This is a genomic window from Streptomyces sp. UW30 (genome assembly GCF_008042075.1).
Lineage (GTDB): Bacteria > Actinomycetota > Actinomycetes > Streptomycetales > Streptomycetaceae > Streptomyces.
Window position 1 is genome coordinate 1,594,227 of the sequence record NZ_RDBN01000053.1, and the last position, 18,747, is coordinate 1,612,973.

Sequence of the window (18,747 nt, forward strand, 5' to 3'; positions counted from 1 at the left end):
CCTCCGGTCCCCCGATCACCACCGGCCCTCGCGCCGTCTCGATCACCTCGACCTCGACCGGCTCCTCCCCCGCGACCTCCACGAACTCGGTGTGCCGGGCGGCCCGTCGCCACACCCCGTCCGGGTCCAGCGCCTCCACGCCCGCCCCGGTGCGCCGCAACCGCTCCCGGTACAGGTCCTGGTAGTCGGCCATGGCGTTGGTGATGGCCCAGGCGACCGTGCCGGTGTGGCCGAAGTGGGCGATGCCGGGGACGCCGGGGACGGCGAGGCCGACGACGTCGAACTCGGGGCAGGAGAGGTGGATCTGCTGGTAGACGCCGGGGTCCTCGATGAAGCGGTGCGGGTCGCCTGCGATGATCGCGTGCCCGGTGACGGTCCGCTCGCCGCTCACCAGCCAGCCGTTGCTGCCGGAGGTGCCCGGCCCGTCGGCGGCGAACAGAGCGACCGCGTCGGCGCCGAGATGCCGTACGACCTGCTCGCGCCAGAGCTTGGCCGGGAAGCCCGCGAACAGGATGTGGATGCCGAGCCAGACGCCGAGCGGGGTCCAGGGCTCCCAACGGCCGGGGGCGAGCCCGGTCCGCGCGAACTCCGGCGTACGGCGGGCGCCTTCGTCCAGCCCCTCGTTGACCCCGTCGACGTACGCCCGCACCCACTGCGCCGTCTCCGGGTCCCGTCTCTCCAATTCGGCGAAGCAGCGTCTCGCGGTGTCGTCGAGGCGGGTCCGTCTGACGAACCGGTCCCAGGGCAGGGAATCGGCGCCGAGGAAGGACGCGGAGGTGCCCTGCGCCCGGTGTCGTTCGACCTCCAGTTGCCAGGCCCGGTCGAGGGCGGTGACCCGGCCCTGTGCGCGGGCGAGTTCTCTCACCCCGTCCGCGCGGAGATGCGGTATGCCCCAGGCATCGCGGAAGATCTCGCCGGTCACCTGTGCCCCTCCTTTGCTTTAGGTTAGGCTTCCCTAAGTTATTGGTGCGGGAATCGTACGCGAAGGGTGAAGAGCTGATGGGGCAGGGGCACGGCTGGGAGGGAACGGTCCTGAAGCTGCTGCGCGCGAAGGACTTCGCGTTCACGGTGACGGGGGCCGAGGATGTCACCGAGCAGTACCGCCGCGTCCATCTCACGGACGGCGGGATGCTGGCGGCGACCGGCGTCCACCCCACCATGTGGGTCCGGCTGTGGTTCGACAACGGGGGCAAGCCCCACCAGCGCGCCTACACCCTGGTCGACCCGGACCCGGCGGCCGGCACCTTCAGCCTGGAGTTCGCGCTGCACGAGGGCTGCGCCAGCGACTGGGCACGCTCGGCGAAGCCCGGCGACACGATCGAGGCGACCGTCCACGGCACGGGGTTCACCGACCCCGACCCGGCCCCCTCGCACGTCTTCGCCATCGCCGACACCGCCTCCCTGCCCGCCCTCAACTCCCTGCTCGGCGCCCTGGACTCGGCCCCGGCGACGGTGTGGTTCGAGGGGGAGCGCGACGGCCTGCCCTTCCGCACGGCCGAGTCCCGCCACGACGTGCGGACGCTGCCGAGGCAGGACGCCGGGGCCCACCTGGTCGCCCAGGTGAAGGAGACCCTGCCCGACCTGCTCAAGGCCGCCCCGGACCCGTACGTCTGGATCGCCTGCGACACGGCGACGACCCGCACCCTCACCGCGTACGTCCGCAGGGAGCTGGGCCTGCCGAAGCAGCGGGTGAACGCGCTCGGGTACTGGCGCCCCTGACCGGGGCAGGGGTGCGAACCCCTTGCGCGCCCCTGCCCCCCGCGCGCGTCCGAACGGCGCGCGCGGCATCATCGGGGTCATGGACGTCACCCTGCATCTCGCCCAGGACCCCGAGGCCGACGAACTCCTCGGCCGCAGCCCGCTCGCCGCGCTCGTCGGCATGCTGCTGGACCAGCAGGTTCCGATGGAGTGGGCGTTCAAGGGGCCCCGTACGATCGCGGACCGGCTCGGCGCGGACGACCTGGACGCGCACGACATCGCCGCCCAGGACCCGGACGGGTTCGTGGCCCTGCTGTCTCAGAAGCCGGCCGTGCACCGCTATCCGGGCTCGATGGCCAAGCGGATCCAGCAGCTGTGCCAGTACCTCGTCGAGCGCTACGACGGTGACGCCGAGCTCGTCTGGAAGGGCGTCGAGGACGGGCGCGAGCTGCTGCGCCGGCTGGAGGACCTGCCCGGGTTCGGCAAGCAGAAGGCGCAGATCTTCCTGGCGCTGCTGGGCAAGCAGCTGGGTGTGCACCCCAAGGGCTGGCAGGAGGCCGCGGGCGCGTACGGCGAGTCGGAGTCCTTCCGGTCCGTCGCCGACATCACCGGCCCCGAGTCGCTGACCAAGGTGCGCGCGCACAAGCAGGAGATGAAGGCGGCGGCCAAGGCGGCGAAGGCGGGCAAGTAGCGCCGCCGGCGTCAGCCGAGTGGCCCGCCCCGAATGGCGGGCCGGGCGGCCTCGTTCCCAGCATGGAGCATGACCGACGCGCCGAGCGGCTCCCCCTTGGGCCGGGACTACGACGACCGCCGGATCCACTCCGGCCGCACAGGGCCGGTGACGTCCCATGAGCCCGAGCCGCCCTTCGAAGGCCCCCTGCACGCCCTGTCCCGCGCCGCCTGGCAGGTCGTCCTCGTCACCGGCGTCGCCTCCCTGGTCCTGGGCGTCGTCGTCCTGGTCTGGCCGGACGCCTCGCTCCGGGTCGCCGGCGTCCTCTTCGGCCTCTACCTCCTGACCAGCGGCGTCTTCCAGCTGGTCGCCGCCTTCGGCACCCACCGGACGACCTCGCTGCGGGTGCTGGCCTTCATCAGCGGCGCCCTGTCGATCCTGCTCGGCCTGATCTGCTTCCGCGGCGCGATGCAGTCGATCCTGCTGCTCGCCCTGTGGATCGGCATCGGCTGGCTCATCCGCGGCGTCACCCAGACCCTGGCCGCCGCCTCCGACCAGTCCGTGCCGGCCCGCGGCTGGCAGGTCCTGCTCGGGGTCGTCACCTTCCTCGCCGGGATCGTGCTGATCGTCTCCCCGGTCGAGTCGATCACCGTGCTGATGGTGCTGGGCGGGTGTTGGCTGGTGGCGGTCGGCCTCGTCGAGATCGTCACCGCGCTGCGGCTGCGCGGGGCGGCCCGTCAGGTTCCGCGCGCACTGTGACACGCACCGTGATACCCACCCCTGCCCCCTACGCCGTGCGGGCGGTTCTGCCCCCGGACGGGATGAACGCCGTACGGCATCCGGGGAGATGACCTTCCGTGAGTACCGCGAGTACCGCACGATGCCGCTCGCGCAGCCGCGCCTGGCTGCGGGTCCTCGTACTGCTGCTCGCCCTGCTCGTGCCCGGCGCACACGCCCAGGCGCACGCCCTGCCCATGCCGGCCGAGGCCGCCGCCGAGGTCGTCGAGCACGACATCCTCGACACGGCCCTGCGGCCACCGGCCCGCACCGACCGCCGCCATGCCGTACGGACGCGTCCGGCGCCGCCGCTCCAGCCGGCGCCCGACGCCGCACCGGGCTCCCGGCCCACCGCGCCGACCGGGCCGCCGTATGTCCCGCACATCCTGCGCACCGTGGTCCTGCGTTGCTGACAGACCCCGCGACGAGGTCAGTCAGGACGACACAAGGAGCACCGTCATGCCCACCGATCCGTACGCGGTCCTGCGCGCCCTGCTGCGCGCCGAGGCCGTACGCAACACGCCGAAACCGCAGGCGAAGAAGGACGAGCCGCAGCATCCCCCGAAGGTCCGGGAGCGCGGCTGACGCGGCCGCGGCGGAGGCGGGCTTCTCCGGGTCACCGCCTCCGCCGCGCCGTACCGAAGACCGACCGGGTGATCTCCCGCCCGATCTGCGTACCGATCGACCGAGCCAGGGACTTGAACATGCCGCTCCCGACGACCTGCTCGACGACGGAGGGCTGCTCCTTGTGCCGGGCCCTGCTCTCCCCGGCCCCGGCCGCCTCGCGGATCTCGTCCGGGCCTTTCCCGCCGCGCACCTCGTCCGGGCCCTTCCCCCCGCGCGACGCCTGGAGCTTCTCGTACGCCGACTCCCTGTCCACAGCCTGTGCATATCGCCCGTACAGCGCGGACGCCGTCACCGCCCGCTCCAGCGCGCCCGCCTCGATCGGACCCATCAGCGACTCGGGCGCCCGCAGCCGGGTCGCGGCGACCGGTGTCGGCGCACCCTTCTCGCTGAGCACCGTCACCACGGCCTCGCCGGTGCCGAGGCCGGTGAGGAGTTCCTCCAGGTCGTACGCCGAATTGGGGAACGTCTTCACCGTGGCCCTGAGCGCCTTCTGATCGTCGGGGGTGAAGGCGCGCAGCGCGTGCTGGACGCGATTGCCGAGCTGGCCGAGCACCTCGGCGGGCACGTCCTTCGGCGTCTGCGTCACGAAGAAGACGCCGACCCCTTTCGAGCGAATCAGCCGCACGGTCTGCGTGATCGCGTCCAGGAACGCCTCGGACGCGTCGTCGAACAGCAGATGCGCCTCGTCGAAGAAGAACACGAGCTTCGGCCGGTCCGCGTCCCCGACCTCGGGCAGATCGTGGAAGAGGTCGGCGAGCAGCCACATCAGGAACGTCGAGAACAGCTGCGGCCGGTCCTGTACGGCGGACAGTTCGAGGACCGAGACCACGCCCCGCCCGTCCGGCGCCGTCCGCAGGAACTCACTCGTGTCGAACTCCGGCTCCCCGAAGAAGTCGGCCATGCCCTGCGCCTCGAAGGCGGTGAGGGAGCGCAGGATCACCCCGGCCGTGGCGGTCGAGAGCCCGCCGATGTTCTTCAGCTCGCCCTTGCCCTCGTCCGAGGTCAGGAAGGCGACGACGGCCCTGAGGTCCTTGAGGTCGACCAGCTCCAGGCCCTTGGTGTCGGCGTAGTGGAAGATCAGCCCGAGGGACTGCTCCTGGGTCCGGTTGAGCCGGAGGACCTTGGACAGCAGCACCGGGCCGAAGCTGGTGATCGTGGCGCGCACGGGGATGCCGCGGCCGATGCCGCCCAGCGCGTGGAACTCGGCGGGGAAGCCGGTCGCCGTCCACTGCTGGTGCACCTCGGCGGCGCGGGAGCGGACCTTGTCGTTCGACTGCCCCGGCGCGGCGACCCCGGAGAGGTCGCCCTTTACGTCCGCCAGGAACACCGGCACGCCCTGCGCCGACAGCTGCTCGGCGATCAGCTGGAGCGTCTTGGTCTTGCCGGTGCCGGTGGCGCCCGCGACCAGACCGTGCCGGTTGAGCATGGGCAACGGCACGCGGATCTGCGCGTCCGGCAGGCACCGGCCGTCCCAGAGCAGGGCGCCGAGGTCCAGGGCGGGCCCGGTGAAGGTGTAGCCGGCGGCGATCTCCAGGGCCTCCTGCGGGAGGGCCGGGGCACCGCCGGGCGCCTCGGGAGCGGCGGCCTGGGGCGCGGCCGTGGCCCCGGCCTTCGGCGTGGTCCTGCGATCGCTCATGTCAGCCCTCCGCGCGCTCGTGCTCCGACGGGTCCGATCCATCGCCTGCCGACAACCGGACGGGCTTCCTCCCCCGATCCGGTCCGATGTTCGAGCCGGCGTTCGACCCGCCCCCGGCCGCCACCTCGGCTTCCGTACGGGTCCATTCCGGCTTCCGATCCGGCCGTCATTCCCTCGGCGTTTGCCTGTTCGTCCCGGTTTGACCCATCTTTTCCAGCGTCGCACTCCGCCGCCATGGCTGCGCCCGGAACGTCTTGACCGGTAGGCTTTCCGTGTGATCTTCAAGCGCATCGGAAACGGCCGGCCGTACCCCGACCACGGCCGGGAAAGCACCCGGCAGTGGGCGGACGTCGCGCCGCGCCCGGTCCGCCTCGATCAGCTCGTGACGACCAAGGGCCAGCTCGATCTGGAAACCCTGCTCGCCGAGGACTCGACGTTCTACGGCGACCTCTTCGCGCACGTCGTGAAGTGGCAGGGCGACCTGTATCTGGAGGACGGCCTGCACCGCGCGGTGCGCGCGGCGCTCCAGCAGCGCCAGGTGCTGCACGCGAGAGTCCTGGAACTGGACTGAAGTCCGGGCTGACCCCCGGCCGACTCCGGACCGACCCCGGGCTGACACGCCCGGGCGTCACCCGCTGCCCATGTCGGGTTGGTCCGAACGGCGGCCTCGATTGATCATCTAGTAGGCATTGCCGCCCGGGCGCACTACGCTGCGCCCATGAGCATGCTGACTCCCTCCGGCATGGGCGGCCAGTACCGCATCCGGGGGGACAAGTACCCACGGATGCGGCCTCGTCGGCGGCGCGGCAGACTCGTCGTTCTCGCCGTCGCCTCGGTAGCCGCGCTCGGCATGGTCGGCTGGGGAACGCTCCAGCTCATCGACGTCTTCACGGGCGGCGGCGGAGAGGCCTCGGCGGCCGGCCCGAAGTCCGACTGCGGGACCCGGGCGACCCCGTCGCCCTCCGCGACCGCGCCGCTGCCCAAGCCGGGCGGCATCACCGTCAACGTGCTCAACGCCACCACCCGCAGCGGGCTCGCCAAGCAGACCGCGGACGAGCTGAAGAAGCGCGGCTTCAAGATCGGCGACGTGGGCAACGCGCCCAAGGCCTACGACAAGAAGGTCAAGGGCACCGGGATACTGCTCGGCCCCGCCGCGTCCCTGAACACCTCGCTGCCGGTCCTGGCCACCCAGCTGGCCGGGGCCGAACGCCGCACCGACGCCACCCGCAAGGCCGCGACCGTGGACCTGATCATCGGCGACCGCTTCAAGCAGCTCACGAAGAAGCCGGACGCCGACAAGGCCTTGACCGCACTTGTCCACCCGAAGCCGACGACCAGCGCTTCCAAGAAGAGCTGCTGAAGCCCCCTCCGGGGCGCCCTCAGGGGCGCGGGGAACTGCGCGACAAGCCACAACAGGCCCGCAGCCGCCACACAACCGCACCCCTACGGCGAAAAGGCGCCCCTACTCGGCCGCGCCGTAAAGACGATCCCCGGCATCCCCAAGCCCCGGCACGATGTACCCGTGCTCATTGAGGTGGTCGTCGACCGCGGCCGTCACCACCGTCACCGGCGTCCCCGCCAGCTCCCGCTCCATGAGCTCCACGCCCTCGGGCGCGGCGAGAAGCACGACGGCGGTCACGTCGTCGGCCCCGCGCTTGATGAGCTCCTGGATCGCCGCGACCAGCGTGCCGCCGGTGGCCAGCATGGGGTCCAGGACGTACACCTGCCGCCCTGAGAGGTCCTCCGGCATGCGCGTGGCGTACGTGGAGGCCTGGAGGGTCTCCTCGTCGCGCACCATGCCCATGAAGCCCACCTCGGCGGTCGGCAGCAGCCGGACCATGCCGTCCAGCATGCCGAGCCCGGCGCGCAGGATCGGCACCACCAGCGGGCGCGGGTAGGAGAGCTTGACACCGGTGGTGGCGGTGACCGGGGTCGTGATGTCGACCGCTTCGGTCCGCACGTCCCGCGTGGCCTCGTAGGCGAGCAGGGTGACCAGTTCGTCGGCGAGCCGACGGAAGGTCGGGGAGTCGGTGCGCTGGTCGCGCAGCGTGGTGAGCTTGTGGGCGACCAAGGGGTGGTCGACGACGTGGAGACGCATGTCCACAACATTAGCCGGGCCGGGTATGCCCGGCGTCCCCACGCGCGGCAAGCGCCGCGCCGTCACATCACCCGTGCGCTGGCATCAAACCGCCCATCGGAGGGAAAGTGGGAGGGACGTAGCGGGGGTGGTGAGCAGATGCCTGATCCTGAGTCCCCGGAGCGTCCCACGCAGGACACGCCGGAGGAGAGCGTCGCCGCGCGCCGGCGGCGCCGGGCCCAGTTCCTGCGGGAGCTCGCCGAGGCCCGCGAACTGCGGGACCGCGTCCAGCCGCGGCGCGCCAAGGCGGCGCGACTGCGACACGCGATGCGTATGCGAACGTTCCGCTGGTAGGGCGAGCTTGGGGGAAGATCGGTTGCCCCCGGGGCGTTGAGCGACGGGGGTGCGTGGACACCTGCAAAAGCCGCGTACGATCCGCACGTGGCGGCAAGGAGTGCGCTGGTGAGTCCTTTACGGGCGTGCTCGCGGAACGCCTCGGGCCAACGCGATCAAAACTGCCGGACACAGGGAGCCGAAGACGTCCCCTGAACGCCTCGTTTCTGCCACGATTCCGAGTGGGTGGGCTCGGAGCACAGCTCTCCCCGCCCCCAACCTCCGCCGGGGGGACCCCCAACCGGCACGCCTATGACCAGTGGGAGAGTCACGGTGTACTTCGCCGCACTGCTCGCGCGCACCGAAGACGGGTGGGAAGCGAGCGACACAGAGCTCGACGATGTGGAGACCCTGTCGGATCTGGCCGAACTGGCCCGTGAAGCCTCGCCGGAGGACGACACGGTGCTGGTGCTCATCGAGCAGGAGGACGCCTGGTTCGGTGTCGTCCGGATCGACGGCGAGGACGACCCTCGTATCTACGTCTCGGACGCCGCCGCCGCTGCCCGCAGCAGTTACGGCGAGATCCTGCTCACCGACGAACTGCTCGGAAGGGAGCCCGGCGACGACGGCGCCGACCTGGACTCCCTGGACCTCGACGGCACCGAGGAGCCGGACGGCGACTCGGATGACGACGACGAGGACGGCGGTGGCGCCGAGGCGGTCCCGCACAGCCCCGTCGGCGACAGCGAGATCCTCGACGACCTCGGCGTCGGCGAGAAGGAGCTGAAGTCCCTGGACGCCGAGGAGGCGCTCAGCGCGATCGCCGAGGCGCTGGGCGCTTCGGAGGTCCTGGAGACCGTCCGCTGACCTCGTCCGACCAGGGGGCGGCGCCCGAGGTGCCCTCGGGACCCGACCCCGTACGCGACCGCTGGCGGGCCGCGATGCGGCTCGCCCTGGACGAGGCCGCACTGGCCGTCCGGGGCGGGGACGTCCCCGTCGGCGCGGTCGTGCTGTCCGCGGACGGTACGACCGTGCTGGGCGCCGGCCACAACGAGCGCGAGGCGACCGGCGACCCGACCGCGCACGCCGAGGTGCTGGCGATCCGCCGGGCCGCGGCCGAGGTCGGACAGTGGCGGCTGTCCGGGTGCACTCTCGTCGTCACGCTGGAGCCCTGCACGATGTGCGCGGGCGCGCTCGTGCAGTCGCGGGTGGACCGGGTCGTCTACGGCGCCCGGGACGAGAAGGCGGGCGCGGCCGGCTCCCTCTGGGACGTCGTACGCGACCGCAGGCTCAACCACCGGCCCGAGGTGATCGAGGGCGTCCTGGCCGACGAGTGCGCCCGGCTCCTGACGGAGTTCTTCCGGTCCCGGTGAGGCCGGCACGGGAGCTGAGCATCGCGAATACCGATTTCGGAGCACGGCCCGGCTTGCTGTAAGGTCTCCCTCGGTAGCGTGTCCGAGCGGCCGAAGGAGCTCGCCTCGAAAGCGAGTGTGGCGCAAGTCACCGAGGGTTCAAATCCCTCCGCTACCGCTGATGAGGGGCCCCGTCCTAGGACGGGGCCCTTCGTGCTGTTGATCTCTTGTCGGGCGCGAAGGTTACACTCACCGCCGATAACACGGGCCCCTTTCGGCTCTTTCGACTCATTCGGCACGGCAGACATGGCAGTCACAGCACAGCAGCCACAGGGGAGGCCGCGATGGCGGTGAATTCCAAGAAGATCGCCATCTATGTGCTCGCGGTCTTCGTGCTCTACGTGATCATCACGGACCCGGCCAAGGCGGCGGACTACGTCCAGGTAGGGTTCGAGGGCATTTCGGACGCCGCCAAGGCCATCGGCGACTTCATGACGTGGATCGCCAACGGCGGCGACAGCTAGGGAGTACTCATGATCCGCCACCTGGTCCTCTTCAAGCTCAACGAGGGCGTCGAGCGCGACGACCCGCGTGTCGTGGAGGGTGAGAAGGCCTTCCGCTCGCTGGAGGGCAGCATCCCCGAGATCCGGCACTGGGAGCTCGGCTGGAACTTCAGCGACCGCCCCATCGCCTACGACTTCGCGATCAACTCCGCCTTCGAGGACACGGCCGCCCTGCGCACCTACGCGGAGCACCCCGAGCACCAGGCGGGCGTCGCTCTGTGGCGGGAGTTCGCCACCTGGGTGATCGCCGACTACGAATTCTGAGCCCCGCCGCTCCCCGAGCAACCTGAAGCCCTCCGCCGGAACGGCGGGGGGCTTTCGCGTGTCTTGCGCACCCTTCCATCCCCAACACGGGATTATGCGGTACTTGAACACAATGAACTGTCTTGTGATGCTATGACCGCTTTTGACGGATGAGTTGATGGATCACGAGGTGGAGTTGACCGTGCCGGCCAGTACTGCGCCTCAAGCCCCGACCCAGGAGGACACTCCCGCGTCCCCGCCGCCCCGCAGCCGCGGCGCCGACACCCGGGCACTCACCCAGGTCCTCTTCGGCGAGCTCAAGGAGCTGACGCCGGGCACGCCGGAGCACAACCGCGTGCGCGGGGCGCTCATCGAGGCGAACCTCCCGCTCGTGCGCTACGCGGCCGCCCGTTTCCGCTCCCGCAACGAGCCGATGGAGGACGTGATCCAGGTCGGCACCATCGGCCTCATCAACGCCATCGACCGCTTCGACCCGGACCGGGGCGTGCAGTTCCCGACGTTCGCGATGCCGACGGTGGTCGGCGAGATCAAGCGGTACTTCCGCGACAACGTCCGCACGGTGCACGTGCCGCGCCGGCTGCACGAGCTGTGGGTCCAGGTCAACAGCGCGACCGAGGACCTCACCACCTCCTTCGGGCGCACCCCCACGACCGCCGAGATCGCCGAGCGGCTGCGCATCACCGAGGACGAGGTGCTGTCCTGCATCGAGGCCGGGCGGTCGTACCACGCCACCTCACTGGAGGCCGCCCAGGAGGGCGACGGGCTGCCCGGACTCCTTGACCGGCTCGGCTACGAGGACCCGGCCCTGGACGGCGTGGAGCACCGGGATCTCGTCCGGCATCTCCTGGTGCAACTTCCCGAACGCGAGCAGAGAATCCTTCTTCTGCGGTACTACAGCAACCTCACCCAGTCGCAAATCAGTGCGGAACTCGGGGTCTCCCAGATGCACGTTTCGAGGCTACTCGCGCGTAGCTTCCAACGGCTGCGTTCGGCAAACCGGATCGACGCGTAACCGCATACAGGAGCGAGCGGTCACCGTCCCGAGCGAATCGCTCACCAGGGCGGATCCCGACAGTTCTGGCCCGAAATACCGTCAGACCCCCTTTATCCAGGGCGGATTCAAGTCTCACGTGTCGACATGTCACTACAGCGTGTTGCCGACATGTGACATTCTTCGGGAAGCGCGTTTGCCGCGGCTTCGGCTCCGGTATTCAGGTGAAGGCTGGCGTTCCTCGATCGGAGCGTTCGCCACGACCGTCCCGCGACCCAAAGGGGGTGGCATGTCCGCAGACCAGGGCAGCTCGAAGGTGCTCACGCTCACGAAGAGCGAGTCCGCGCCCGACGCCGCGCTCGAAGACGTAACGGCCATCGAGGCCGTTCCGGCCCCGGCACTTCCGGCTTCGGAGACCATCGACACCCGCACCCTGTCCCGCTCCCTGTTCCTGCGGCTCGCCGCACTGGACGAGAACAGCCCCGAGCGGGCTTACGTCCGGGACACGCTGATCGAGCTCAACCTCCCGCTCGTGCGCTACGCGGCGGCCCGCTTCCGCTCGCGCAACGAGCCGATGGAGGACATCGTCCAGGTCGGCACCATCGGCCTGATCAAGGCGATCGACCGCTTCGACTGCGAACGGGGCGTCGAGTTCCCGACGTTCGCGATGCCGACGGTGGTCGGCGAGATCAAGCGGTTCTTCCGCGACACGTCCTGGTCGGTGCGCGTCCCGCGCCGCCTCCAGGAGCTGCGCCTGGCCCTCACCAAGGCCAGCGACGAGCTCTCTCAGAAGCTGGACCGTTCCCCGACGGTCACCGAACTCGCCACCGTGCTCGGCGTGTCCGAGGAGGACGTCGTCGACGGCCTCGCGGTCGGCAACGCCTATACGGCCTCCTCGCTGGACTCCCCGGCCCCGGAGGACGACGGCGGCGAGGGCTCCCTGGCGGACCGGCTCGGCTACGAGGACACCGCGCTGGAGGGCGTCGAGTACCGCGAGTCCCTCAAGCCGCTGCTGGCCAAACTGCCGCCCCGCGAGCGGCGGATCATCATGCTGCGCTTCTTCGCCAACATGACCCAGTCGCAGATCGGCGAGGAGGTCGGCATCTCCCAGATGCACGTCTCCCGGCTGCTCACCCGGACCCTGGCGCAGCTGCGCGAGGGACTCATCTCCGACTGACCCTTCATATTTGACGGAGCGTCAGCCACCATGGCCCGATGCTTCGCCGGATCTGGACGACCTCGACACATGGCCGTCGGTGCGCCCTGGTGGGCGCGTCGGCGGCCGTCGTCTGCCTGGGCGGGACGCTGGCCGCGTGCGGGGGAGGCGGGGGCGGTGACGGGTACGTCGCCACGGGAGCGGCCGGCGGTCCGCCCCGCGTCTCCGGTACGGCTGTCGCGCCGACGGGCGAGGTGACGCTGGTGCCGCTCGACGAACCGGACAGCGGCGGGGGCGGCGACGGAGGAATCGGCAACGGCGAGACCTCCGGCAACTCCCCCGGCCGGGACGGGAGTCAGGGGCCCGCGTCTCCCCAGGAAACAGGGCGGGAAGGGACACAGGGCCCGGCCCGCCTCCCGAGCGACACCCCCGGCCCCGCGGTCACGCCGTCCGACTCGCGGTCACGCCGTCCGACTCGGGTGCCCCGCCCGGCAGTTCACCCGCACCCTCGACGGCCGCGCCCGCGACCACCGGCTCGCCCGCGAAGCTGGCCGTGAGCGACCCCGTACGGGAGCCCACGGACAAGCGCTGGTGCGAGAAGGTGACGCTCGGCCTCCGCAACTCGGGCGGTACGGCCGTGCGTTCGGGCACCGTGACCTTCGGCACCCACATCATCGGCGCGCTCGGCATCGACTGGGCGACGATCGAGTCGTCGGAGGAACTCCCGGCGCCGATCGGGGCCGGGGTACGCAAGGAGAAGACCTGGACGGTGTGCGTCGACGCTTGGCGCGTGCCGCTCGGCATGCACATCGAGACGCGGGACGTCTCCGTCCGGTGGGAGTGAATCCGGCAGCGACTACTTGAGCGCCAGCCAGGCCACCGCCGCCACGATCGCCACGGCGACGATCACGCCGACGATGAGGCCGATGCGGGGACCGGAGGAGGCCTGCTGCTGCCGACCGCCCTGCGGGCCCTCGTCGACGAACGCGCGGAACATCTGGGTGCTGCCTGCGGGGTCGTGGTTGCCCTGGGGGCCCTGGGTGTTAGCCATGGCCTGGACCCTAGCGAATCCGCCCGTTGGGCCCAAGTGGGGGCCCGACCCCTGCACAGGGGGGCACAGAACCCGCCCCACCTGCACATTTACGGTCGCAATACTTGCCTTTGCCAAGTTTTTATCCCGCCCGCGCCCCGTTTATTTGCCTGTAGCAACCAAACGTATTCTATGGTTGCCCTAAGCAACAAACGACGGAGGTGTGATGGCCGAGCAGGCGCAGTACGAGGAGCTGGTTCGTCAGTTCAGCGCCTTCGGCGCCGTGAAGAGGGAGATGGCGCGGATCCTGCCGTCCGACTGTCCCTCCGGCTCCGCCGCCGTGCTGACGTTGCTGAGCCGCCACGGGGACATGCGCATCAGCAAGCTCGCCGAGCTGCTGGCCGTGGACATGTCGGTCACCAGCCGCCATGTCGCCCACGTCGCCGAGCGCGGCTGGATCGAGCGCTCCCCCGACCCGGCGGACAAACGCAGCCGCATTCTGCGCCTCACCCCGGCGGGCGAGGACCGCGTCCGGGAGATGTCCCGGCGCACCACACAGCTGCTCGCCGAGCGGCTGAGCGACTGGAACGACGAGGACGTCGCCCAGCTCACCCGGCTGATGACCCGGCTGCGGGCGAGCTTCGACGACTGCCGGTCCGCGCACAGAGCGCCGCCGCCCGACCAGCCCGAACACTCCACCCGTACACCCGCGATCACCCAGTAGGAAAAGGAACCCCATGGCAACGACCACACCAGCCGGTGTGCGGGCGCACGCCAAGCATTCATCGGGCGCTTCCGGCGCCCCGATGTCGCATCGGCAGATCATGGAAGCGCTGACCGGGCTGCTGCTCGGCATGTTCGTCGCGATCCTGTCGTCGACGATCGTCTCCAACGCGCTGCCCGACATCATCAAGGACCTCGGCGGCGGCCAGAGCGCCTACACCTGGGTGGTCACCGCCTCCCTGCTGGCGATGACCGCGTCCACACCCCTGTGGGGCAAGCTGGCGGACCTCTTCTCCAAGAAGCTCCTCATACAGCTGTCCCTGGTGATCTTCGTGGCCGGCTCCGCGCTGGCCGGTCTGTCGCAGAACGCCGGGATGCTCATCGCGTTCCGCGCGGTGCAGGGCATCGGCATGGGCGGTCTGTCCGCGCTGGCCCAGATCATCCTCGCGGCGATGATCTCCCCGCGTGAGCGCGGCCGCTACAACGGCTACCTCGGCGCCACCTTCGCGACCGCGATGGTCGGCGGCCCGCTGATCGGTGGCGTCATCACCGACACCGACTGGCTCGGCTGGCGCTGGTGCTTCTACGTCGGCGTGCCGTTCGCGGTCATCGCCCTGATCGTGCTCCAGCGCACCCTGCACCTGCCGGTCGTCAAGCGGAAGGTCAAGGTCGACTGGGCGGGCGCCCTCTTCATCACCGCCGCGGTCTGCCTGCTGCTGGTCTGGGTGACCTTCGCCGGTGACAAGTACGACTGGCTGTCCTGGCAGACCGGTGCGATGACCGGTGGCGCGCTCGCGCTGCTGCTGATCTTCATCTTCGTCGAGTCCAGGGCGAGCGAGCCGATCATCCCGCTGCGCCTGTTCCGCAACCGCACCATCACGCTCGCCTCGCTGGCGTCCCTCTTCGTCGGCATCGCGATGTTCGCCGGCACGATCTTCTTCAGCCAGTACTTCCAGCTGGCCCGCAACGAGTCGCCGACCATGTCCGGCGTCCTGACCATCCCGATGATCGTCGGCCTGTTCGTCTCGTCGACCGTCTCCGGCCAGGTCATCACCCGCACCGGCCGCTGGAAGGCATGGCTGCTCGCGGGCGGTGTGCTGGTGACGGCGGGCCTCGGGCTGCTGGGCACGATCCGCTACGACACCGAGTACTGGCGCGTCGCGATCTTCATGGCCCTGCTGGGTCTTGGCGTCGGCATGATGATGCAGAACCTGGTCCTCGCCACCCAGAACCAGGTCGCCCCGAGCGACCTGGGCGTCGCGAGCTCGGTCGTGACCTTCTTCCGCTCCCTCGGCGGCGCCATGGGCGTCTCGGCCCTGGGCGCGGTCCTCAGCCACCGCATCACCCACTACGCCGAGGAGGGCCTCACCAAGCTGGGCGTGCAGGGCAGCTCGGGCCACGGTGAGATCCCCGACCTCGACGCGCTGCCCGGCCCGGTGCGCACGGTCATCGAGAGCGCCTACGGCCACGGCGTCGCCGACGTCTTCCTGTACGCAGCGCCGATCGCCTTCCTCGCCCTCCTGTTCGCCCTGTTCATCAAGGAGGTCCCGTTGAAGACGAAGGGCGCGCTGGCGCAGGCCGCGGAGGCGGAGAACCCGGAGCCGGCGCAGACCCCGGCGGCCGAGCCGACCGCCGCGCAGGAGCGGACCCCCAGCTGGGCCGTCGCGTCTTCCGAGACCGAGGCCGCTCCCGAGGGCACCCAGCAGCTCGCCGCCGTCGCCACGGTGGCCCGCGCCGAGGAGACCGGTGGTGCGTCGTCCGGCGGCGTCCCCGTCCGCGGTTTCGTCCGGGGCGCCGAGAGCGCGCCGGTGCCGCAGGCCGCGGTGACGCTGATCTCGCTGGCCGGCCGTCAGCTGGGCCGCTCGGTCGCGCAGGCCGACGGTTCCTACGCGGTGGACGCGCCGGGCGCCGGGTCGTACGTCCTGATCGCCTCCGCCGACGGCTTCCAGCCGCAGGCCTCCACGATCGTCGTGAACGGCGACGAGGCGGTGGCCTACGACATCCTGCTCAGCGGCACGAGCGGCCTGAGCGGTGTCGTGCGGACGGCACAGAGCGCGCMGCCGGTGAAGGACGCGATGGTCATCGTGACCGATGTGCGCGGCGACCTGCTGGCCACCGCCGCCACCGGTGAGCAGGGCGAGTTCAGCTTCGCCGAGCTGGTGCCGGGCGCCGTGACCGTCGCGGTGAACGCCGCCGGATACCGGCCGCGCGCCCTGCCCGTCGAGATCGGCGGCACCGGGGTCACCCGGGTCGAGGTCGACCTGGAGGCCGGCGCCCAGATCCAGGGCGTCGTCCGGGCGCCGCACGGTCCGCTGGCCGACGCCCGCGTGACCCTGGTCGACGCGGCAGGCAACGTCGTCGGCACGTCGACGACCGGTCCGGACGGGGCGTACGCCTTCACCGACCTGGACGGCGGCGAGTACACGGTCATCGCGACGGGCTACCCGCCGGTCGCCACCGCGCTGACGGTGACCGGCCGCGGCGCCGACGACCACGACATCGAACTCGCCCACCCCGGCGAGTAGTTGGAACCCCGGCCCGTGGCGGGCGGCGCGCTCTGAGCGGAGGTGCGCCGCCGCCGCGGGCCGGTTTCTTTGGGACTTTTCTGAGGAGTACGTGAGATGGGACTGACCGCGAGGATCCGTACCCGGGACGGTTGGGCCGTGTCGCACGCGGTCGTCACGGTGACGGACATGACCGGAACACAGGTGCTGCGGGTGGAGGCGGACGCGGAGGGGGCCGTACGGGACGCCAATCCCCTGCCCCCGGGGGCGTACACCGTCATCGTCACCGCAGTCGGCTACGCGCCCGCCGCCGCGAGCGCGATCGTCACCGCGAGCGGCCGCGCCGAGGTCGGCACGGTGACGCTGGCCCGGCAGGGCGGCACGGAGCTGCCGCCGCCGGGACCGTGGACCGTCGACCCGGCGCACTCCAGCGTGGCCGCCGTCGCCCAGCACCTGGGCATCTCCAGCGTGCACGGCCGGTTCACGCAGTTCTCGGGCTCGATCGAGATCGCGCCGGACGATGTGACCAAGTCGCGGGTCGAGGCGGCGATCCGGGCCGACTCGATCGACACGGGGAACGGCATGCGGGACGGGCACCTGAAGTCGGCGGACTTCCTGGATGTGGAGCAGTACCCCGAGATCACCTATCGCTCGACGGGTCTTACGGCCGCCACGGGCACCGACCGCTGGACCGTGCACGGCGAGCTGACCATGCACGGTGTCGTACGGCCGGTGGACCTCGACCTCGCCTACCTCGGCACGGGCGCCGACCCGTGGGGCGGGACGCGGGCCGCGTTCCGCGCGACGGCCGAGCTGCACCGGGACGACTTCGCCATGAACTACAACCAGGTCGTCCAGGCGGGGATCGCGGCCATCGGTACGACGCTGAAGGTCGAGCTGGACATTCAGGCGGTGCAGGGGGAGTCGCTGCCGCAAGGGTAGGCACGCCAGGGTCAGCCTGAGAGGGCCGGTCGGCCCCTAGGCTGACCCCATGGCACCGAACATCGCGACCAACACGCGCGTCTCGCTCGAAGAGTTGCTCGACTTCGTACGGCCCCGTCATCGCGCGATCCTGCTGACCCGGCGGGCGGACGGGAGTCCGCAGGCCTCGCCGTTGACCTGCGGGGTCGATGATTCGGGGCGGATCGTGATGTCGACGTATCCCGAGCGGGCCAAGACGCGCAACGCGAAGCGGGACGAGCGGGTGAGCGTCCTCGTCCTCAGCGACGACTGGAACGGGCCCTGGGTGCAGATCGACGGTTCCGCCGAGGTCGTCGACTCGCCGGAGTCCGTCGAGCCGCTCGTCGAGTACTACCGGAACATCGCCGGGGAGCATCCGGACTGGGACGAGTACCGGGCGGCGATGGTGAAGCAGGGGAAGTCGATCATCCGGGTGACGCCGCAGGGGTGGGGGCCGGTGGCGACGGGCGGGTTTCCCGCGCGGCTCGTTGAGGGTGGCGCTTAGCCCCTAAGGGGCGCTTCGCGCCACCATTGCCTCGATGCCCGCCACCAGCAGGTCCAGGGCGAACTCGAAGTCCCGCTCCCACATCTCCTCCACGGTGTCGCCGCCCCGGGCCTCCATCAGCTCCGCTGACTCCTGGACGAGGTCGGCGGCTTCCGGAGCCTGCGTCACCGTGCTCATGGCGTGCTGGAAGTAATCGTCGGGAGTCATGCCGAAGGCCGCGCTGCGGGCGATGAAATGGCCCTCGATCGTGCCGAAGCCGTACACGAACTGGAAGACGGCGGAGATGGCCGCCACCAGGCCGTGCGCCGGCAGGCCGGTCTTGCGGATGATCCGCTGGACGAGCCGGGAGAAGGCCAGGCTGTTCGGGCCGATGTTGACGTACGTGCCGATCAGCGGCGACAGCCAGGGATGGCGGACCAGCAGGCCGCGGTACTCGCGGGCCAGCGTGCGCAGTTGGTCGCGCCAGTCCTCGTCGGTGTCCGGGTCGGGCAGGGTCAGTTCACCGAAGGCGGCGTCGAGGGCGAGTTCGAGGAGGTCGTCCTTGGTGTCGACGTACCAGTAGACGGACATCGCGGTCACGTTCAGCTCGCCCGCCAGCCGCCGCATGGAGAACTTGGCCAGCCCGTCCGCGTCCAGCAGCCGCACGGTCACTTCGGTGATCCGGTCCCGGTCGAGCCCGGAGGGCTGACTTCCGCCGCGCCCACCTCGCCGGTCCTTCCCCTCCAACCAGACACTGGTCCGCGCGGACTGCCGGGCTGCCCTGGCCATGGCGCACCTTCCTCGACTCCCTCGACTGATCAAGATGCTAGGCGGCATCGTCCCCTCAGGGGCGCGGGGAACTGCGCGAACAACCACACACGACCCGCAGCCGCCCAACAACC

Annotated in this window: 24 protein-coding genes and 1 tRNA gene; 20 read left to right on the top strand and 5 right to left on the bottom strand. The window is 70.8% G+C overall.

Annotated elements, in window-relative coordinates; translation table 11 throughout:
- A partial coding sequence (locus EAO75_RS41720) for a penicillin acylase family protein (protein WP_148000593.1) occupies positions 1-922 on the bottom strand: 922 nt, incomplete at its 3' end.
- Positions 923-999: 77 nt separating this feature from the next.
- On the opposite strand from EAO75_RS41720, the gene EAO75_RS41725 reads away from it, so the two are divergent.
- The 5 genes from EAO75_RS41725 (at position 1,000) to EAO75_RS47945 (ending at position 3,730) form a co-directional block, all read left to right on the top strand.
- Entirely contained in the window at positions 1,000-1,719 is a 720-nt protein-coding gene (locus EAO75_RS41725; protein WP_148000223.1) for a siderophore-interacting protein, read from the top strand.
- A gap of 79 nt (positions 1,720-1,798) precedes the next feature.
- Entirely contained in the window at positions 1,799-2,389 is a 591-nt protein-coding gene (locus EAO75_RS41730; RefSeq protein ID WP_148000224.1) for an HhH-GPD-type base excision DNA repair protein, read from the top strand.
- Positions 2,390-2,458: 69 nt separating this feature from the next.
- Entirely contained in the window at positions 2,459-3,127 is a 669-nt protein-coding gene (locus EAO75_RS41735) for an HdeD family acid-resistance protein (protein ID WP_148000225.1), read from the top strand.
- A gap of 98 nt (positions 3,128-3,225) precedes the next feature.
- Positions 3,226-3,558, top strand: a complete 333-nt coding sequence (locus EAO75_RS41740; protein WP_261989630.1) for a hypothetical protein — start codon at positions 3,226-3,228, stop codon at positions 3,556-3,558.
- A 46-nt stretch (positions 3,559-3,604) separates the two neighbouring features.
- The gene (locus EAO75_RS47945; RefSeq protein ID WP_261989631.1) at positions 3,605-3,730 is read left to right on the top strand and encodes a hypothetical protein; all 126 of its coding nucleotides are present in this window, start codon (positions 3,605-3,607) and stop codon (positions 3,728-3,730) included.
- 31 nt (positions 3,731-3,761) lie between these two features.
- Here EAO75_RS47945 and EAO75_RS41745 read toward each other — a convergent pair whose 3' ends face one another.
- Complete coding sequence (locus tag EAO75_RS41745; protein WP_148000226.1) at positions 3,762-5,408, bottom strand: helicase HerA-like domain-containing protein; 1,647 nt, start codon at positions 5,406-5,408, stop codon at positions 3,762-3,764.
- Between the two features lie 274 nt (positions 5,409-5,682).
- Here EAO75_RS41745 and EAO75_RS41750 point away from each other — a divergent pair, with 274 nt between their 5' ends.
- Positions 5,683-5,979 carry a type II toxin-antitoxin system VapB family antitoxin gene (locus EAO75_RS41750; protein ID WP_003999914.1) on the top strand — a complete coding sequence of 99 codons (297 nt, stop codon included), beginning with the start codon at positions 5,683-5,685 and terminating at the stop codon, positions 5,977-5,979.
- Between the two features lie 171 nt (positions 5,980-6,150).
- Entirely contained in the window at positions 6,151-6,768 is a 618-nt protein-coding gene (locus tag EAO75_RS41755) for a LytR C-terminal domain-containing protein (RefSeq protein WP_148000596.1), read from the top strand.
- Positions 6,769-6,870: 102 nt separating this feature from the next.
- Here EAO75_RS41755 and upp read toward each other — a convergent pair whose 3' ends face one another.
- The gene (gene upp, locus EAO75_RS41760; protein ID WP_148000227.1) at positions 6,871-7,506 is read right to left on the bottom strand and encodes a uracil phosphoribosyltransferase; all 636 of its coding nucleotides are present in this window, start codon (positions 7,504-7,506) and stop codon (positions 6,871-6,873) included.
- Between the two features lie 138 nt (positions 7,507-7,644).
- On the opposite strand from upp, the gene EAO75_RS41765 reads away from it, so the two are divergent.
- From EAO75_RS41765 to EAO75_RS47950, 9 genes are all read left to right on the top strand, one after another.
- On the top strand, positions 7,645-7,839 hold the full coding sequence (locus tag EAO75_RS41765; RefSeq protein WP_148000228.1) for a hypothetical protein: 195 nt from the start codon (positions 7,645-7,647) through the stop codon (positions 7,837-7,839).
- A 312-nt stretch (positions 7,840-8,151) separates the two neighbouring features.
- Positions 8,152-8,685 carry a hypothetical protein gene (locus tag EAO75_RS41770; RefSeq protein WP_148000597.1) on the top strand — a complete coding sequence of 178 codons (534 nt, stop codon included), beginning with the start codon at positions 8,152-8,154 and terminating at the stop codon, positions 8,683-8,685.
- Between the two features lie 74 nt (positions 8,686-8,759).
- Positions 8,760-9,191, top strand: coding sequence for a tRNA adenosine(34) deaminase TadA (tadA, locus tag EAO75_RS41775; protein WP_148000598.1), 432 nt, complete (start codon positions 8,760-8,762; stop codon positions 9,189-9,191).
- A 72-nt stretch (positions 9,192-9,263) separates the two neighbouring features.
- A tRNA-Ser gene (locus EAO75_RS41780) sits at positions 9,264-9,348 on the top strand.
- 166 nt (positions 9,349-9,514) lie between these two features.
- Positions 9,515-9,694 (top strand): hypothetical protein, encoded by a 180-nt coding sequence (locus tag EAO75_RS41785; RefSeq protein ID WP_148000229.1) that lies wholly within the window; start codon positions 9,515-9,517, stop codon positions 9,692-9,694.
- Between the two features lie 9 nt (positions 9,695-9,703).
- Positions 9,704-9,997 carry a Dabb family protein gene (locus tag EAO75_RS41790; protein WP_148000230.1) on the top strand — a complete coding sequence of 98 codons (294 nt, stop codon included), beginning with the start codon at positions 9,704-9,706 and terminating at the stop codon, positions 9,995-9,997.
- Between the two features lie 157 nt (positions 9,998-10,154).
- Positions 10,155-11,009: an RNA polymerase sigma factor SigF gene (locus EAO75_RS41795; protein WP_030952812.1), complete on the top strand. Its 855-nt coding sequence runs from the start codon at positions 10,155-10,157 to the stop codon at positions 11,007-11,009.
- Positions 11,010-11,277: 268 nt separating this feature from the next.
- A complete protein-coding gene (locus tag EAO75_RS41800) occupies positions 11,278-12,165 on the top strand; it encodes an RNA polymerase sigma factor SigF (protein ID WP_148000231.1) in 888 nt (295 codons plus the stop codon).
- Positions 12,166-12,697: 532 nt separating this feature from the next.
- Positions 12,698-12,988: a hypothetical protein gene (locus EAO75_RS47950; RefSeq protein WP_261989632.1), complete on the top strand. Its 291-nt coding sequence runs from the start codon at positions 12,698-12,700 to the stop codon at positions 12,986-12,988.
- Between the two features lie 12 nt (positions 12,989-13,000).
- Here EAO75_RS47950 and EAO75_RS41810 read toward each other — a convergent pair whose 3' ends face one another.
- Positions 13,001-13,195, bottom strand: coding sequence for a hypothetical protein (locus EAO75_RS41810; protein ID WP_148000232.1), 195 nt, complete (start codon positions 13,193-13,195; stop codon positions 13,001-13,003).
- Positions 13,196-13,400: 205 nt separating this feature from the next.
- Here EAO75_RS41810 and EAO75_RS41815 point away from each other — a divergent pair, with 205 nt between their 5' ends.
- The 4 genes from EAO75_RS41815 to EAO75_RS41830 all read left to right on the top strand — a co-directional run bounded on the left by EAO75_RS41815 (position 13,401) and on the right by EAO75_RS41830 (position 17,866).
- Positions 13,401-13,898, top strand: a complete 498-nt coding sequence (locus EAO75_RS41815; protein WP_148000233.1) for a MarR family winged helix-turn-helix transcriptional regulator — start codon at positions 13,401-13,403, stop codon at positions 13,896-13,898.
- Between the two features lie 13 nt (positions 13,899-13,911).
- A complete protein-coding gene (locus EAO75_RS41820) occupies positions 13,912-16,422 on the top strand; it encodes an MFS transporter (RefSeq protein WP_148000234.1) in 2,511 nt (836 codons plus the stop codon).
- A 96-nt stretch (positions 16,423-16,518) separates the two neighbouring features.
- Positions 16,519-17,343 carry a YceI family protein gene (locus EAO75_RS41825; protein ID WP_148000235.1) on the top strand — a complete coding sequence of 275 codons (825 nt, stop codon included), beginning with the start codon at positions 16,519-16,521 and terminating at the stop codon, positions 17,341-17,343.
- 49 nt (positions 17,344-17,392) lie between these two features.
- On the top strand, positions 17,393-17,866 hold the full coding sequence (locus EAO75_RS41830) for a PPOX class F420-dependent oxidoreductase (RefSeq protein WP_148000236.1): 474 nt from the start codon (positions 17,393-17,395) through the stop codon (positions 17,864-17,866).
- 3 nt (positions 17,867-17,869) lie between these two features.
- Here EAO75_RS41830 and EAO75_RS41835 read toward each other — a convergent pair whose 3' ends face one another.
- Entirely contained in the window at positions 17,870-18,634 is a 765-nt protein-coding gene (locus EAO75_RS41835) for a TetR/AcrR family transcriptional regulator (protein ID WP_148000237.1), read from the bottom strand.
- Positions 18,635-18,747: the final 113 nt, after the last annotated feature.